The 16760-nt window shown below is 34.2% G+C and carries 13 protein-coding genes; 3 read left to right on the forward strand and 10 right to left on the reverse strand.

Annotated features, from left to right (window positions below; genetic code table 11):
- The first annotated feature begins 143 nt into the window (after nucleotides 1–143).
- A complete protein-coding gene (locus BFU36_RS07280) occupies nucleotides 144–2198 on the forward strand; it encodes an ABC transporter substrate-binding protein (RefSeq protein WP_409349239.1) in 2055 nt (684 codons plus the stop codon).
- 352 nt (nucleotides 2199–2550) lie between these two features.
- On the opposite strand, the gene BFU36_RS07285 is transcribed toward BFU36_RS07280, so the two are convergent.
- Nucleotides 2551–3255, reverse strand: coding sequence for a helix-turn-helix domain-containing protein (locus BFU36_RS07285; RefSeq protein ID WP_069283008.1), 705 nt, complete (start codon nucleotides 3253–3255; stop codon nucleotides 2551–2553).
- A 454-nt stretch (nucleotides 3256–3709) separates the two neighbouring features.
- Here BFU36_RS07285 and BFU36_RS13825 point away from each other — a divergent pair, with 454 nt between their 5' ends.
- Nucleotides 3710–3880, forward strand: a complete 171-nt coding sequence (locus tag BFU36_RS13825) for a hypothetical protein (protein WP_156770064.1) — start codon at nucleotides 3710–3712, stop codon at nucleotides 3878–3880.
- A 233-nt stretch (nucleotides 3881–4113) separates the two neighbouring features.
- On the opposite strand, the gene BFU36_RS07290 is transcribed toward BFU36_RS13825, so the two are convergent.
- The 8 genes from BFU36_RS07290 to BFU36_RS14080 form a co-directional block, all read right to left on the reverse strand.
- Nucleotides 4114–5058 carry an MBL fold metallo-hydrolase gene (locus BFU36_RS07290; RefSeq protein WP_069283010.1) on the reverse strand — a complete coding sequence of 315 codons (945 nt, stop codon included), beginning with the start codon at nucleotides 5056–5058 and terminating at the stop codon, nucleotides 4114–4116.
- Complete coding sequence (locus BFU36_RS07295; RefSeq protein ID WP_069283011.1) at nucleotides 5045–6073, reverse strand: mannonate dehydratase; 1029 nt, start codon at nucleotides 6071–6073, stop codon at nucleotides 5045–5047. Before BFU36_RS07295 ends, BFU36_RS07290 begins: the two co-directional genes overlap by 14 nt.
- A gap of 153 nt (nucleotides 6074–6226) precedes the next feature.
- On the reverse strand, nucleotides 6227–7288 hold the full coding sequence (glcV, locus tag BFU36_RS07300; protein ID WP_069283012.1) for a glucose ABC transporter ATP-binding protein GlcV: 1062 nt from the start codon (nucleotides 7286–7288) through the stop codon (nucleotides 6227–6229).
- Between the two features lie 38 nt (nucleotides 7289–7326).
- Nucleotides 7327–8565, reverse strand: a complete 1239-nt coding sequence (locus tag BFU36_RS07305; RefSeq protein WP_069283013.1) for a mandelate racemase/muconate lactonizing enzyme family protein — start codon at nucleotides 8563–8565, stop codon at nucleotides 7327–7329.
- 172 nt (nucleotides 8566–8737) lie between these two features.
- Complete coding sequence (glcS, locus tag BFU36_RS07310; protein ID WP_069283014.1) at nucleotides 8738–10417, reverse strand: glucose ABC transporter substrate-binding protein GlcS; 1680 nt, start codon at nucleotides 10415–10417, stop codon at nucleotides 8738–8740.
- Nucleotides 10418–10536: 119 nt separating this feature from the next.
- Entirely contained in the window at nucleotides 10537–11298 is a 762-nt protein-coding gene (locus BFU36_RS07315) for an SDR family oxidoreductase (protein ID WP_069283016.1), read from the reverse strand.
- Between the two features lie 246 nt (nucleotides 11299–11544).
- Complete coding sequence (locus tag BFU36_RS07320) at nucleotides 11545–12192, reverse strand: RraA family protein (protein ID WP_069283018.1); 648 nt, start codon at nucleotides 12190–12192, stop codon at nucleotides 11545–11547.
- 459 nt (nucleotides 12193–12651) lie between these two features.
- Nucleotides 12652–12876, reverse strand: coding sequence for a hypothetical protein (locus BFU36_RS14080; RefSeq protein ID WP_069283020.1), 225 nt, complete (start codon nucleotides 12874–12876; stop codon nucleotides 12652–12654).
- A gap of 679 nt (nucleotides 12877–13555) precedes the next feature.
- Here BFU36_RS14080 and glcS (BFU36_RS07330) point away from each other — a divergent pair.
- Nucleotides 13556–15253 (forward strand): glucose ABC transporter substrate-binding protein GlcS, encoded by a 1698-nt coding sequence (glcS, locus tag BFU36_RS07330; protein WP_069283022.1) that lies wholly within the window; start codon nucleotides 13556–13558, stop codon nucleotides 15251–15253.
- A gap of 93 nt (nucleotides 15254–15346) precedes the next feature.
- On the opposite strand, the gene BFU36_RS07335 is transcribed toward glcS (BFU36_RS07330), so the two are convergent.
- Nucleotides 15347–16018, reverse strand: coding sequence for a helix-turn-helix domain-containing protein (locus tag BFU36_RS07335; protein WP_069283024.1), 672 nt, complete (start codon nucleotides 16016–16018; stop codon nucleotides 15347–15349).
- Between the last annotated feature and the right edge of the window lie 742 nt (nucleotides 16019–16760).

A 16760-nucleotide genomic window follows, 5' to 3' on the forward strand; every position in this document is an offset into this window, starting at 1 on the left:
TATAGCAAACTCTTATTTTAAGAAAGCTTTTTAATTGGCCTAAAAATTATACGTGCATGAAAAGCATAAAAAAGAGGATGAACCCAGCTTCCTTCTTCTTGATAGCAATCATACTAAATGTGTTATTAGTTTCATTAGCATCCATGGTAGTATCAAGCCAAACTACTATCACTATAGCTCCATCTAATACTTCACAACTAATAGACGTATCCCAAACTATTCCTCCAGATGCATTAGATCCAGCTACAGGGTTTGCAGTGGAAGATGGTCCTTTCTTCACAGCTGTATTCCAAGAACTTGTGGAATTTAACGGGTCAGACTATCTCCATGTAGTTCCGGTAATAGCTCAGAATTGGAGTACATCCAATTACGAGAACTGGACGTTCTTCATAAGACAAGGAGTTTACTTCCCAGACGGAGTACAAGTCAACGCGTCAACAGTATGGTTCTCGTTATATAGGACAATACTAATGGGACAAGGAGCAGGCATCTCTAATTATGTTGGTTTATTGTTTAATGGAACAGTGTTTAGTACATTTGGATACGCTATACCTTGGGGTGTAAACAATGCAATTCAAAACGTTACTGGATTACAAACTGGAGGAAACTTTACTTTAACAGCTAAGGTTTTAGCATCTATCCTATCACACTTCAACGCAAACAATCAAACAATTCAGAAGATAATGGAATACCCATACCAAGCAGTAGTTGTTAAAGGACCATATGAGGTAGAAATAAACACACTAGAACCCTACAGAGACTTCCTACTAGACTTGGCAAACTGGTGGGGAGCAATAGTAAACCCAGTATACGTAGACCAACACGGAGGAGTACAACCAAACAGTGCAAATTCATATATAAATGAAAATGGGATGAACGGAACTGGTCCATATGTGATCAAAAAAGTAGGGGCAGGGATGTCAACGATCACTCTTGAAAAGAATCCTCACTATTGGGCAGAGAACCTAACTAATATTCCAGCGGTAGCTGAACCAGCACATATACCTATCATAATAGTAGATTACGGTTTATCTCATACTGATAGAGTTGAAGATTTCGCAACGAATCAAGCACAAATATCTTACGTTTCACAACCTTTTTTGGAACAGATGTACTCCGCTTACCAATACAATAAATATGTTAATTTTAGCCAAGTTTTCCTTAACTTAGGCTATGAGGCTGCTGCATACTTCATCTCCATGAATACTGAAACTTTTCCTACTAACATAACAGCCTTACGATTAACTTTAGTATATGGAATCAACTATACTGAACTCCTACAATTATTTAAACTTCCAAATGGACAAATAGGAGCTACAGAGTACTTCGGACCTATGTCACCAGTCTTTCCCTTATATAACGAGGTTATGCAACTTGATAATTTACATCCTTACGTATATAACTTTTCATTAGCCTTACATTACTTAAACGAGGCTGGATATGAAGGGCATTTTTACGTAATATTACCTAATGGGACTGTAGTAGGAGATTCTAAGGGAAGTCAATTACCAACCTTGGAGATTTACTCTATAACTCCAGTAACTGAGCTGGAACAAGAGGAATTGGATATTGTTCAGCAAAACTTAGGCCAACTAGGCATATCAGTTGCCTTTAAGTATGTGTTACCAGCGGTAATAGACAACTGGCTCTCTCCTAATGATACGCCAGCTATGGCTGACTTAGGTTGGTTCCCCGATTGGCCAGATCCAGTATTCCAAGAGCTTATAGCACAAACTGACGTTGAATTTGGAGGGATTAGTGGTAATTTTGCTTGGGTTAATAACTCAGCCTTACAACAAATATATAGTAACTTGCCTTTCATAACTAATACTACACTTCAAACTAATGAAGTAGCACAAGCTTATAAGATACTTTACAACGAAGCCCCTTACATCTGGTTACCTAACTATATAGTATACTTCTTCGTCCAACCATATGTTAAGGGATTTGTATGGAATCAATTCGATGGCTATTTCTATAACATGATGTACTATCAACCCTATACGATTAATCTGGCATCTAGTAATACCGTAAGCTCTTCAAGTAATATAATAGCGACTACTACTTCCTCTAACTCCTTAACTACAGAGACATTGAAGAATTCATCCAACTATACGTTATATTATATTGCTTTAGTCATAATATTTATCGTAATAATAATTGTAGGTGCACTTGTTCTATCGAGGAGAAGAAAGTAATTTTTTAAATATTTCCTAGTTAGTCGCGTATAAATGAAGAAGCTCAAATTATGGAAAATTTTTGGAAAACGTATCGCGGATTATATAGAGACCTACATCTTAAACCTATATTAGCTATCGTTAGTATATCCTCTATGGAAGGATTTACCTTCGCAACGGCGCTATATTCACATACTAAGTCCCATTGCTAATAGATCCAAGGGATTATGCCAAGTGAGCAGTTCTACTTATGCCTAACTAAAATGCAGGAGAGGCTCAATATTTTAAGGTGAGAGAACCATGATTATATAATACATTGAATAACTTTTCTACCTCGCTGTAAAATAGAGCTATTGTAGTTAATATGTAACATTTAAAATACTGTATGAAACATGCTATTTAGTAATTTTTTAATAGAATTTCTTATGAGCATCGTTACTTCGGTTTTACTTATCCCTATTTCTTTACATAGTTCATCTAAAGATATTTTTCTGGGAATTTCAAAATAACCACCATTTAATGCTTTTAATACTATATCCCTTTCTCTTCTTGTAAATAGTAAGACAGGAACAAGACGTAAAGGCATTAATGAGAATAAATTGTCAACAGTGAGACTAGTTCTTCTAATATCTAATACTCTTAAATTATCATCTGCAGTTAATACTGTAATTAAGTTTTTAACCACTATATCATTTGAGATAAAATAAAATATTTCATGATTGTTAATAACTAATTGAGAGAAATCATTTATCCCACTCCTATAAAGCTTGACTATAGATGAGTACTCATAAGGAACTATCATGTGAAGAAGATATAGATTCTTATTAAGCTTTCTTATCGTAACGGTTTTTATCCCAAACTTTTCTCTGAAACTTTTACTCATAAATGACCCATCTATTATATTATTTCGTTCAACTTTAGCTATTCTAAATGCCTCAAGATGTTCACCATAACTATAAAATCCAATTAACGAATCAATGTACTCGCCATTAATGTGATAGCTCCAGCAATCATCATGACTTAATTCTAATCTATACAAATAGTATTCTTGATCTCTCAAATCATTTTTACTTTTCATAACTATTAGATATCTTGTAGTGATAAAATAAATCTTCTTCGTATCTTGCTATCTCTAGCTTTCTAAAGATAAAATGAGAATCTATTGGGTTTTAGCATAAGATCTAACTATAACGCTCATGGACTTTCTTAAGCACAGACGTATATCTAACTAACTAGAGGACTCCTAGTATTGTAATCGAGATATTATAATCGAGCGATATATTAACATAATTATAGTTATGAAGGTATTATTTATTGACCAATTCTATATTTGTTATGGGTAAGGATGGAGCTTTATAGGGATACAACTTATACAAAGTGTGATAGTTATCGCCTTGTTAAGGGGTAAACTAGAGTATGAACATACCGAGTTTATTAACGATGTCTAAGTATAGATAAAGCAAAATTCCTTGAACGTATTAATAGTATGAGGTAACTGTTTTAAATAAGGGGTATACTATTTTCACTTAGATATGGAAAGCAGAAGTATTTATAATATATTGAACTGTGGAATAAGGCTTGAGTCCAAGGCAATATCAAAATTCGTCTACTGGACATACTTCAAGAGGAATGTTAAAGGGTTATATAAGTGGATATTCACAATAATAAGCTACACGGATAAGGCTATGTACCTAGTATTCTAAGTAAAGATGAAAAGACTTCAAGGAAGCTAAAATACATTGCCCAGAGCAAGATAGAACGATATTATATTATTCTTCATAATACCGTTATACACACATAAATTATAGTGTAGTTTATTAGCTGTTATGGCTTAAATGATTAAAAACCGTTCTAAAAATTATACCTAGATAATGATAATAGTATTATATTCCTTTACTACATTTGATTGATGGTTGAGTAATATTAATGAAATTTTTTACCTAGACGCTAGATATAATTCCGCTTCACCTTCTCTAACTATTATCAATTTTTCGCTTTTACGTAAGTAGTTGAGTATAGCCTCTGCCGTAATTAATGCTTGCGGATATACTTTTCTTTTTATCCCATATTCTGCTAATAAATTATCCGTAAATTCTCCTAGTGTTTTAGGTTTATCCAGAATTGATTCAGCTATGTCTATGAGCTCGAGTGCAGAATATAATGATGAGTATAAAAACTTATCTACGTCCGTACCCTCAATAATTCTTGAGTTATTGGGCAAGTAATTATGGGCTGGAACTATAATATCTGGCCTCATTTTTATAAGCTTGTACACTGTCATCAAATATTCTTCTATTGACGAGATTTGTGGTATAGAGTTAGTTTCCTCTCTACCCCTGATCCCGCTACCCTGAATTTCATCACCAGTAAAAAATACACTACCTACTTTACATATTATTGCTCCCGCTACGTGACCAAAAGCTTCAAAACATTTGAATTCTGAATCGTTAGGCAACTCAGTGCTAGAAACTTTAGGCGATCCTAATTCCGTCTTTATAAGGTTAACGAATGATTTACCATTTTCTTCTCCGATCCATTTTATAAATCTATTTGGAAAGAAACTATAAATAGCACTGTAATTGTCTGACAGTAACGACGCTGTTATTTTATGTGAAATAACGTTGACGCCTTTACTTGATAAGTATCCAGATCCACCGGCATGATCCAGATGCGCATGAGATATGATTGCACTATCTGGCAATTCTCCTATCTTATTTATTATTGACTCTATCTGTATAGAAGTTGAGGTATCGAGTAAATATCTTCTATCCATTCTATTCACATGTAATAGATTAAGATCAACGTCATGATATTCGGTAGCTATTAATGTAATTCCTTTATCTATCTCCTTAAGCTCTATCATAATATCACTTATATTCATAATTAGTTCCTAAACTTTCTATTGCCGCTCTAAAAAGTCCTTGAAGATACCCAATAGCATGTATCCTCCCCAAGATTGAATACCCTGGCATTGATAACTGTGTAGTATCCCCCAAAAGTGTGGGAGTGTGGTCTACTCTAAATGGACCGTAAAATCCATGTTTTACGTACTCCCTAATCTCCATAAATTGCCTAGTTAATCCTTCATCGATGAAAACCTCAACAAACTTTCTCTTATTTCCTATGACCTCTCTAAAATGCACAAAGAATACTCTACCTTTTTCTAGGAAACGACTAACTACAGCAACCTCATCATCTGCTATCAATGAAAAAATTGAATGATCAAAAGTAATTCCATTATACTCGCTAGGAAATTCTGTTATTAGCCTTTCAAAAGCTTCTACACTATTCATAATTCTCGCTGTTCCTCTCACTTCATCAATTGGGGGATCATCTGGATGAATAGCTAATTTAACATTTGCGTCTTCAGCTACTGGGAGTATCTCTTTGAGAAAGCTCTCTAAATTTCTCCATAGAGTAGGTTTATCTATTTTTCCATACTTGGGCGGTGGAGTATTTTTTAAATCCTCCTCATCAAAGCCAGAAACTACCGCATCACCTCTTCCTTTTAAAGCAGTCCTTGTTCTGAGCCAATTTGTAGGCATCCAGTTGTAGCACCATATTGGTATTTTTAGCTTCCCCATATTCTCAATAAGTTTAAAAACGTACTCCTTTTGCTCTTCTTTCCCCGGTAAACCATAAATCAGTTTATCCATTGGTGGATTATCCTCTATTACGGTTAACTTAAAACCGGCATCCTCAACCATTCTCTTATAGTTAGCTAAGGAAGCATAATCCCAAGGCTCATCAATTCTCCACTGTCTTTGGTCTTGATACCATCTAGGTAAAATACCTGTGGCTTCTTCGACACCGATTTGTTTTAAAATTTGCCAAAAAGGGGTAGGAGAACTTTCAAGAAGTATTTCTGCAAGCCTAATCCTAGGAAGCTTCTGCATTACATATAAATATCTTTTCTTTATAAAAATAAGTCTAACCTCTTATCTGTAAGAAGCTTGTTTAGGTTTTATGAGTATATTATTTACGTAAGTTTCATAACCGGCTGATTTTTATTTAGTAGACCATATGTTTATGCCGAATTTATATATTTTTTATTTGAATATTTTTATTGAATTTTTCCTAACATATATTAAAACTTCTTCATCACTCCTCAAAGGATGATCAACATAAGTAACAATCTCATCACTACCCTCAATAGGCATAACAGTAATCCTAAACATACCACCTTGATAACCAACAACCTTAACCCTACCCTTACCAACCAAAACCCAATCATCCAAACTCAAAACATCCTTAGCCAACTTAACATCCTCTGGCCTAACACCAACAACAACCCTATCCCCACTATAACCACCAACAAAAGGAAACTTCAAACTACCAACAACAACACCCTCATCAGTAACCTTACCCTCCAACTCATTAATCTCACCAATCAAACTAGCAACCTCAACAGAGACAGGATTATTATAAACATCCTCAGGCTTACCAACTTGAACAAGCCTACCCTTAACCAAAACACCAACACTATCAGCAATAGAAAAAATATCAGCAGGATCATGACTAACAATAAGCAAAGTAACCCCCAACCTCCCTTGAACATCCTTAACCAAAGCCCTAGCACTATCCCTCATCCTAGCATCCAAATTACTAAAAGGCTCATCCAACAAAAGCAAAGAAGGATTCTTAACCAAAGCCCTAGCCAAAGCAACCCTCTGCTGCTGACCACCAGACAACTCCCTAGGATAATGACCCAAAACATGAGAAATATCCAAAATCTCAGCAACCTCCTCAACCCTCCTCCTAATCTCACCCCTACTAAGCCTCATATTAGTCAAAGGAAAAGCAATATTCTCAAAAGCAGTAAGATTAGGATACAAAGCCCAAGTCTGAAAAACCATACCAATCCTCCTATCCTCAGGGGGAACAACAAGCCTACCATTAGAAGCAACAACCCTATCATCAAACAAAAGCTCACCACTAGAAGGAACATCCAAACCAGCAACAATCCTCATAAAAGTAGTCTTACCAGCACCACTAGGACCCAAAACACCAAACCTAGAACCACTCTCAACAACCAAACTAACATTATCCAAAGCAACAACAGAACCCCTCTTAAAAACCTTACTAATACTCCTAGCAACAATCCTAACCAAACATCACACCCTCCCATTATACATGACGTATTTTTAGTTTAAAGATCTATATCATCCCAATATTTTTTAGCTGCGTCAGTATCTAAGTCAATACCTAAACCTGGTTCATCATTTAACTTAATAAAACCATGATCAATTATTCTTTTTTTAGGCCTTACTATTTCATTCCAAAAAGGAAGATCATGAGCATGAAATTCCATTGCTCCAAGAGTATTCGATAATGATGATAAATGTGCTGTTGCCATAGTAGCTATGGGAGAACCTATATTATGAGGGGAAAATTCAATATCGTACATGGACGCTAACTCAATTATTCTTCTTCCTTCAATAATTCCCGTTTTCGCTATATCAGGTGTCCAAACTAGAATCTTTGATGGAATAAGATCTTTAAATTGCTGATAAGAGTAAAGGGTTTCTCCTATAGCTATAGGAGTATTACATCGCTCTGCAATAATTCTTAATTCATCAAAATTACTTAAGCCTATGCTAGCAGGAGTAGGGTCTTCTATCCATCTAAGCCTATATGGGCTAAGAGCCTTACATAACCTTAATACAGTATTCAAGTTATATCTCCAATGCAAATCTACCATTAAATCTATTTCGTTACCTATACTATCTCTTATAGCCTTAATTATTTCAATCATAAAATCAATATCCTTAAGTGATAGATCGCCAACTCTAATTCTCCCTAAATTTAAGTAAGGAGTAGGTATGTCTAAATCAAATTTTATCGCGGTATATCCTTCATTAACTAGATCTTTAGCTCTTTTTACGAAGGCTTCGACTGAATACTCCTTCTCCCACTTATCCTCTGTAAGTCTTCCGCTAATTGGGATATTAGATCTTATTTCTGCATGTTTATTATCACATAATGATACTGGTAATAAGAGTGAATTAATCGCTTCTAATCCGTTACCAGCATGAGCATCAGCATATACCCTAATTTCATCCCTATCTCCTCCTAAAAACTTATATAACGGGATATTCAAGTATTTCGTAATCAAGTCATAAATTGCTATTATAGTTCCTGCTACTAAATGATGTGTTGTGCTCCCTGAGTATAATGTAGCGTATCTTAGTTTCTGTTCAATCCTATTAATCTTAAAGGCGTCTTCTCCAAGTAATAATTGTTTGAACTCACTCTCCATTCCCTTTAATCCGGGTGCTGGACCAGCCTCACCAACACCATAAAGGTCTTTAGAATACACTTTAACAAAAGTCCACTCAAAATTAGCTTGAGCCGTAAAAACCTTAAAATCAGTTATCTTAAGCTCCATATAATTAAGTTTTATACATTAAACATAAAAAATATGGCTTATCACGTGTAAAAAAACTGAGAAATATAAATAAGCATTCTAGCAAATAATTCGAATTGAGAATCAAAGATTAATAAGTTATTAAAGGAAAAGGAAGAAGGTCCAAGCAAGAAAATGAAAAATTAAAACTAAATTAACATTTTTTAATAAAGGTAAAGTTTACATTTAAGTATTCCCTCTTTATTACTTCGTTTAATAATATTACAGATCCTCCTAATAACGATATTATCAGTATTCCGGCATTAACATTTACGCTTTTACTACTCTTTAACCCATATGCCATTGGGTTCATTACCCATGGTGGATAATAGTTTGCGAATGGATGGTTTGGAAATCCTAAGTATCCTAAGCCTAGTTTTGCTGCTGCTAGCCATTCACTCTCCTCTTCATGCATCGCTGAGACTAGTGTTGAGTTCCAAGCTGACAAACCTGCATTACCGACTTGTTGTAGTGTTAGTAATCCAGAGTCTATTTGTGCGAAAACATCATCAAATACTCCACCATCAGATAATTGATATACGAAGTCTTGAGGATTCTTAGAATCATTTATCAACTGTTGATAATCATACCATTGAGCAGGAGTATTGTAAAAGTCTGTGGAATTTTTATAGAAAGATACACCGACCCATTTTGCCCATGCTATTTGTCCTTGGTATGATGACCAGAAGTGGGCTAGTTGTAGAGCTTGTTGTTCTTGAGGACCTACTGGTATACCCATTGAATTAATTACTAGTGCATAGTAGTTTTGTGTTCCTGGGAATGGGGATTCTATTAGTGTTATGCTTGTGTTGTTTATGTATTGTGGTAGTGGTGGGTATGCTGATGTGTTTAGGAAGTCATATGCGTAGCCTGTTAGCCAGTTTCCATTTGCTTGGAATGCTACTTTTCCTTGTACGAGTAGTGTTAGTCCTTGTGTCCAAGTCATTGATTGCCATCCTGGGTAATCGTAGGATGTGAAGTTTAGGAACCAGTAGTTGGTCTCGTTTATTAGTTTTTGGACTGTAGCGTTGTTTAAGTTTATGGTTCCATATATCATTTCGTCATATAATTGTGGTCCAGCTAGGGATAGGAATATGTCTTCCCATAGGTTGAATTGGTCCCATCCCCCATCTCCACCGGGTATTATCCATGGGTGAATTCCGTGGTTTGCCAACTGTACTGTATCATAAATTAGTGTACTCAAATTGTAGGGGAATGGTAAATTATACTCCCTTAATAACTGAGCATTAACATATATAAGAGATCCTCTACTTACACTTAAGGGGACTGACAACAGCGTACCGTTATATGTTCCTGCTTGTAATACTTCGTATACTGCATTGTTGAATAGTCCCCATTGTTGGGCATAGGGTGTAACGTTAACAAATGAATTTACACCATTAGGCGCAGCCTCAACATAACTAATCATTTCCGGACCAAAATGTGTCTGAAAACCCGCTGGTGGTTTTCCAGCCTCTATTAGAGCTACTATTGCGTATTTAGCGTTTGTCCCACCAGCTCCAGGAACAATATAGGGTTGCATTTGTAATCCAGTAGTATTTTGAAATGCTTTCACTAGGTGTTCCAATCCAACCTTTCCTTCTGTTGCCCACCATGTGTAGAATACTATTGGTCCTGTTGTGCTTGTTGTCACTACTGGTGTTGTCGTGCTTGTTGTTATTGTGCTTGTTACTGTTGTTGTTACTACTGTTGTTGTTGGTTTTCTTGTTAGTAGTACTCCTGCTACTGCCCCAATAACTACAATTATTACTACTACAGCAACAATTATGGCTATTTGTGTTGATGATAAACCCTTAACTAAACTATATTTCATAAGTAAACGGCAACCTAATGAAATAATAAAGTATAGCTCTTATCAGTAAAAAGGATAACATATTAAAATATGAAAAACATAAAAATAACCAATAACAAACAAAATCTAATAATATAATACTATTTCTTTGGGCTACTTAATGGGATTAGTGCTGTTAATCCACCATCAATTGTTACACAAACCCCGTTTATAAATGAGGCAAGATCAGAAATTAAGAATGCTGTAAGATATCCAATTTCCTCAGGTTCTCCAACCCTTCTCATAGGATATGCTTCGCCCCACTCTCTTATTTTTTCCTCTATATGTTCTTTGCCTACTTCTTCTTCCGCTGCCCACTCTAACAATGGTGTTCTTATGGATCCCGGACATATTGCGACAGCTCTAATTATAGGGGCGTAATCAACTGCAATACTTCTAGTTAAGCCTAATAATGCATGTTTGCTAGTAGTATAAGCGGCAACTCTGCGTTGAGTTGCAAAAGCTTGTATTGATGCTACGTTAACTATTACACCTTTACCTTGCTTTAACATATACGGTATAGAATACTTAGACATTAAGAAGGGGCCTTTCACATTGACATTAATTATTTTATCCCAATCCTCTTCACTTGTTTCATGAACTGAACCATAAATTTCTATACCAGCGTTATTGACTATTGCGTCAATCCTGCCATATTTTGTGATAATATAATCTATTCCCTTAATAACTTCTTCCTTTTTTGAAACATCAGTGCTAATATACTCGACATTCATGGAAGGCTCTTTTTTATCAAAAATTATTACATTTACACCTTCGTTCATAAGAACATTAACAATTCCCTTACCTATACCCTGGGATCCTCCAGTTACGATTACAACTTTATTTTTAATATTTAGGTCCATATTTCTAAATGAGAATTTAGGCTATATAAAGTATGACTCTAACAACTGATAATCAGATACCAATGTAATATAAAATTATTGATAATATTTGAGCTAATGTATTTTATATAATTAAAATTTGTCATTATATGAATAATTTTTATCTTGATCTTTCTTATCCACTAATCGAATTATTTCTAGAATTAATTGTTTCAATATGATACATTATATAAAACTAAAAGTGATATAAAAATTGTATTTGTATATTTATAATACTCTATATTTTTTCCACATTTCTGATAACGAACTTCCCTTAAGAATTTCGGTTCTTACTATATCTTCCTTTTTGGCTTTTTCTAAAGCCTTAGATATAACGATATCCTCTATATTTTTAGGAATAACAACTACCCCATCAAGATCTGCAAATATTAGGTCACCAGGTTCTATAATAGCTTCACCAGAGTATACCCTACAGTTATAACAAATTGCTTCTGCTCTGCCTTTTGAATCTAAGGGAAGCGCGCCACAAGAGAACACTGGAAAATTGATGGAAAGTATCTTATGTGTATCCCTATTATAGCCATCTATTATAGCTCCCCTACTTCCTCTGATCTTTGCAGCATTAGAAAATAATTCCCCCCATAACGCAGTATTCTTAGATTCTGAAACTATAACCACAACATCATTAGGCTTAATATTACTTATTGCCTCTAGCATAATTTTATATGGTTCAATAGGCTCCTCTTTAACTTCTTTAACAAGTATAGGTAAAGCTCTACCAATAATCCTCATATCATTTCTTAAAGGCTTAATACATGCGCTCATAACATGTTTTCTATATCCTAAATCATCTAGAATATCTGAAATAACTGCAGAATATAATTTTCTCTCTACTTCTTCAAAATCTTGTATCATGTTAATAAGTTCTTAATAAATGGCTTATATTCATTTCGCTATGTGTGAGAAAGTGTGGATATAATGCCGTAATAAAGGTAAAATTTATTAACCCCTTTTACATGTGTGGAGAACAATTTCATTCATCCCCATAAAATTTTATTCCAACTTATGCTAATAGATTTAGAGTAAATTGTATTATTTTGTATTATTGTGGAAGAATATTTTTAGCCATCTCGTTATTGTGTTTCTTGTTGAGTCCCATGTGAAGTGTGAGTCCATTCTTGCCAGTTTTAAACTTTGAATAATAGTTCTACTAAGCTTCTCTTGCCAAACGTTTCAACCTCGTGTTTAAACCAAGAGAATGCCTTATAGGCTTATCGTGTAACCTTATCCCTCCAATTCTCAAGCTTAATTTAATATTACGTAAACGTGGAAACCACTCCTAAGGCATGAAGAATTAGCCCAGACTCGTAATACCTAACAACCCATCTCACCATTAACCCTCAAAACCTTATCAACGAGTAAATGATCCCCATCCTTAATATCAATCTTAAGCTCATAATTAACATTAGCCAACTTGCGAAGAGCAAGGTAGCGTGAGGTAGTAAAGTCCTTTAGCCTAGCAAGTAAGAGGTAAAAAGCAAAGGTAATCCAAGGAGTGAAACCTAGGCTTAAAAGGGTAGAGATAATTTGGGAAATCAAACCTATTCATATTCTCGTCCCAATAAATGACTCGCCCTTACCCTAAAAATACTTTTTCCACAATAAAGAAAATTCAATTTATATCAAAACAACCAAATTGTTTTCCACGCACTCACTTGAGTATGGCAAGTTTTGTTGAGCCGTGGGACAAGGCTTGAGTCCAAGGCAACATCAAAATTCGTAGACTTCGACATACTTCAAAAAGGACTATAAAATATATTGCCCAGAGGATGGATAAGCGATTATTACAACGTGCACTTCACCTTAAGAAACCACACTGTAATACACCCAGTAAATGAGGGCATATCGATGAGGGACAGACTAGTTAAAAGAGCAACAAAGGCAGTAAGTCTAGAAACACTCAAATACACACTAGCAATATACACGTTTGAATCGGGACTATAACCAGAAATCTATGACTTAATGACGATACTGTACAAAAAGGCGTCAAACTATCTAATAGCGTTTATACAACATTTTAAGTAAGTTTTAAATAAATTGTAGGTATAATCTTTATTTATCCATTTAACAAGTAGTATTTATACTATCGTAGAATTTGACTTAAGAGATTTTTATTTTGTTTGTTATTGGTTATTTTTATGTTTTTCATATTTTAATATGTTATCCTTTTTACTGATAAGAGCTATACTTTATTATTTCATTAGGTTGCCGTTTACTTATGAAATATAGTTTAGTTAAGGGTTTATCATCAACACAAATAGCCATAATTGTTGCTGTAGTAGTAATAATTGTAGTTATTGGGGCAGTAGCAGGAGTACTACTAACAAGAAAACCAACAACAACAGTAGTAACAACAACAGTAACAAGCACAATAACAACAAGCACAACAACACCAGTAGTGACAACAACAAGTATAACACAAGCTAAAGTAAATATAGTATTCTATAATTGGCTGGGTTCTGTAAATCAAGATGCATTTAATAGTTTTATCCCATATTTCGAGAAGTTGTATCCTAATTATATGTTTCAATCCTATTTAGTTCCAGGTGCTGGAGGAGTAAACGCAAAATATGCTATATTGGCATTAATAGAGGCTGGCAAACCTCCTACTACTTTTCAAACTCATTATGGTCCAGAAATGATTAGTTATGTTGAAGCTGCACCTAATGGATCATATAATTTTGTAAATATGACTCCTATAGCGCAAAACATGGGCTTATTTAAGTACGTAGTTCCTTCAGTGCTTGAGGCTGGAGCATATAATGGCACTTTATTTTCATTACCTATAGATGCAGGTGAAGGTGGACTTCTCTATGTCAATATTAAATTATTAAGGGAATATAACTTGCCATTACCTACCAACTTATCCGCTTTAACCTACGATACTATTCAATTATACAATCACGGAATTCACCCGTGGATAATACCTGGTGGGGACGGGGGATGGGACCAACTTAATCTGTGGGAGAATATATTTTTAGCATTAGGTGGACCTAGACTATATAACGAAATGACTTATGGTACTATAAATTTCAATAATATTACTGTACAAAAAATAATCAATCAGACCAACTACCTCTTCTTAAATTACAGTTCGTATAACTATCCTGGATGGCAGCCTATGCAATGGACTCAAGGCATTGCCTTATTAATCCAAGGACAAACAGCTTTTCAGACCAACGGTGACTGGGTAACAGATTATGCTTACGATTTTCTTAATACTACAATTTATCCTGCTACTGAGCCTTATATAAGTTGGCCTAATGTTTCTGTAGTAGTAGAACCTTTCCCAAGTACACAAAACTACTTCGCATTAGTAGTAGACTCTGTAGCGGTTCCTAAATCTCCTTATCAAAATGCCGGAATAACTTTAGCAGAGACTTGGGCATCATATCAAGGACAAGAATTATGGACTAAATGGAAAATGATAGGGTATTACACCAATGACACTGATTTTTATGTTACTCCTGCGCAATGGTACAATTATGAGAGGCTTCTAAACACTTCACCCCAAGACTTCGTATATCAATTATCTGATGGTGGAGTATTTGATGACGTCTTTGCTGAATTAGATAGTGGAATTTTAACTCTAGCTCAAGTTGGTAATGCAGGTTTATCAGCTTGGAACTCAACACTAGTCTCAGCAATGCATGAAGAGGAGAGTGAATGGCTAGCGGCAGCAAAACTAGGCTTAGGATACTTAGGATTTCCAAACCATCCATTTGCAAACTATTATCCACCATGGGTTAAAGATCCAGCAGCATATGGGTTAAAGAGTAGTAAAAGCGTAAATAGTGATACATCAAGCTTATCATTAATACTAATACTATTAGGCTCAACAATATTGGCAACTGAAGTATTAATAAACAAAAAATTCATAAGCAAGGAAATGATCACCAAACTAATTAAAAGATAAATTTTTTTAATATTCAAAAATTCATATATAAAAGAAATCTTATATAAGTCTTTTCTACAACTTCGCAAAATAAATTTTCATACTCAAAAACAATTATATTATATCATCATCTGAAAAGGCATTTTTCAAGATTTTCTTTATTCCATTCCGAATATGGAAATTAGCAGTAGTTTTGCTAAGTTTAAAGTTTTTAGCTATGTGATCTAGGTCTATCTTCCGAGGGGTATCGAAAAAACCATTTTTGTAAGCGAATTCCAGCAACAATTTTTCATTTGGTGTTAAATAATCATTTTCACTTAATGTTTTTAATTTATTTTTATCATTTTTATTTATGTTAAACCTCAGTATTCTTCCCTTATCTCTAAGAATATCATATATATTTTCTACTTGAGTTTTATTATATCTTATAAAATATACGTCAAATATTTTTAATCCATCTTTAACAACAGACTTCCTTAATATCCCGTTTCTCTCAAGAAATACATACTTTACCATTTCCTCGTAATCTCCTAAGAATATTATATCATATTGAATATTATTTATTTTAATTATATTTATTACTTTCTTTATATTACTAGATTTATTTAATTTTTTGATAAAATCTCTAATTTCGTCTTTTTTGCCTTCAACTCTAATCACTTCTAAGCTATATCCCTTTTCTTTATACGGATAAAAGTATCTCGAAGTTACTATAACATCAAAGCTTCTAGTGAGTAAACTCCAATCTCCATAGTGCTCAAGAGCTACATTTAATCTAGCTATCATTATTTAATAATCTAAATTATAGAGTATTAATTCTTTCTCACTGAGAAAGGAAAAGATTTATGCGAGCCGAGAGAGAAAATGTAACTTGCTAGTAGATTTCTGTAGTGTGATTTTATTTTAAAAACGTTAATCTAACTTTTAGTTATGCTACCAAACTATTCATTAAGATGTATCTTTAGCTCACCTTGATGAGCCCTATAAAGGTTTCTCGATAATGGTTTTAAAATAAAGTATCTTCTATAAGATGTCTTATCAAGAATTTAAGATAAATCTGATCAAAGCTATAATACTATTATCCTCTAGATGTATAGTTAAATTATAGTTGTAGCGTTACTATTGATGTATGTCTATTAATTCCTTAATTAATATTACTCATAGACTGTAGATTAGATTGTTAGGATTGATAAGAACGGTGGAGATAACAAGAATACAACTGCAAGAATTGTGATATGTATTTTATAGAGAATTCCAAGAACAACCGTCCTGATGAGGCCATTAAGGAACCTTGAGGATGTATTCAAATTGTATGAATGCTAGGGCAATAACCAAGACTTTAAACTACGAGGAATACTGTATTCACTTGGATTAAGAAATGGTAAGAATAATTAGGACTAATTGGATTATAAGACAAGACTGTGAAGGAGCGTACAGTTATCTCTAAATTCATTGATGATACTTAAACGTGTTTAAGGAGAAATAATAAAACCTTCTGTAAGTGCATCTCATGATAAAAAGCTTATAC

This window comes from Sulfolobus sp. A20 (assembly GCF_001719125.1).
Classification (GTDB): domain Archaea; phylum Thermoproteota; class Thermoprotei_A; order Sulfolobales; family Sulfolobaceae; genus Saccharolobus.

Coding starts and splice junctions, on each gene's coding strand:
- BFU36_RS07280 (WP_409349239.1), top strand. CDS start 144: ATGGTAGTATCAAGCCAAACTACTATCACTATAGCTCCATCTAATACT.
- BFU36_RS07285 (WP_069283008.1), bottom strand. CDS start 3,255: ATGAAAAGTAAAAATGATTTGAGAGATCAAGAATACTATTTGTATAGA.
- BFU36_RS13825 (WP_156770064.1), top strand. CDS start 3,710: ATGGAAAGCAGAAGTATTTATAATATATTGAACTGTGGAATAAGGCTT.
- BFU36_RS07290 (WP_069283010.1), bottom strand. CDS start 5,058: ATGAATATAAGTGATATTATGATAGAGCTTAAGGAGATAGATAAAGGA.
- BFU36_RS07295 (WP_069283011.1), bottom strand. CDS start 6,073: ATGCAGAAGCTTCCTAGGATTAGGCTTGCAGAAATACTTCTTGAAAGT.
- BFU36_RS07305 (WP_069283013.1), bottom strand. CDS start 8,565: ATGGAGCTTAAGATAACTGATTTTAAGGTTTTTACGGCTCAAGCTAAT.
- glcS (WP_069283014.1), bottom strand. CDS start 10,417: ATGAAATATAGTTTAGTTAAGGGTTTATCATCAACACAAATAGCCATA.
- BFU36_RS07315 (WP_069283016.1), bottom strand. CDS start 11,298: ATGGACCTAAATATTAAAAATAAAGTTGTAATCGTAACTGGAGGATCC.
- BFU36_RS07320 (WP_069283018.1), bottom strand. CDS start 12,192: ATGATACAAGATTTTGAAGAAGTAGAGAGAAAATTATATTCTGCAGTT.
- glcS (WP_069283022.1), top strand. CDS start 13,556: ATGAAATATAGTTTAGTTAAGGGTTTATCATCAACACAAATAGCCATA.
- BFU36_RS07335 (WP_069283024.1), bottom strand. CDS start 16,018: ATGATAGCTAGATTAAATGTAGCTCTTGAGCACTATGGAGATTGGAGT.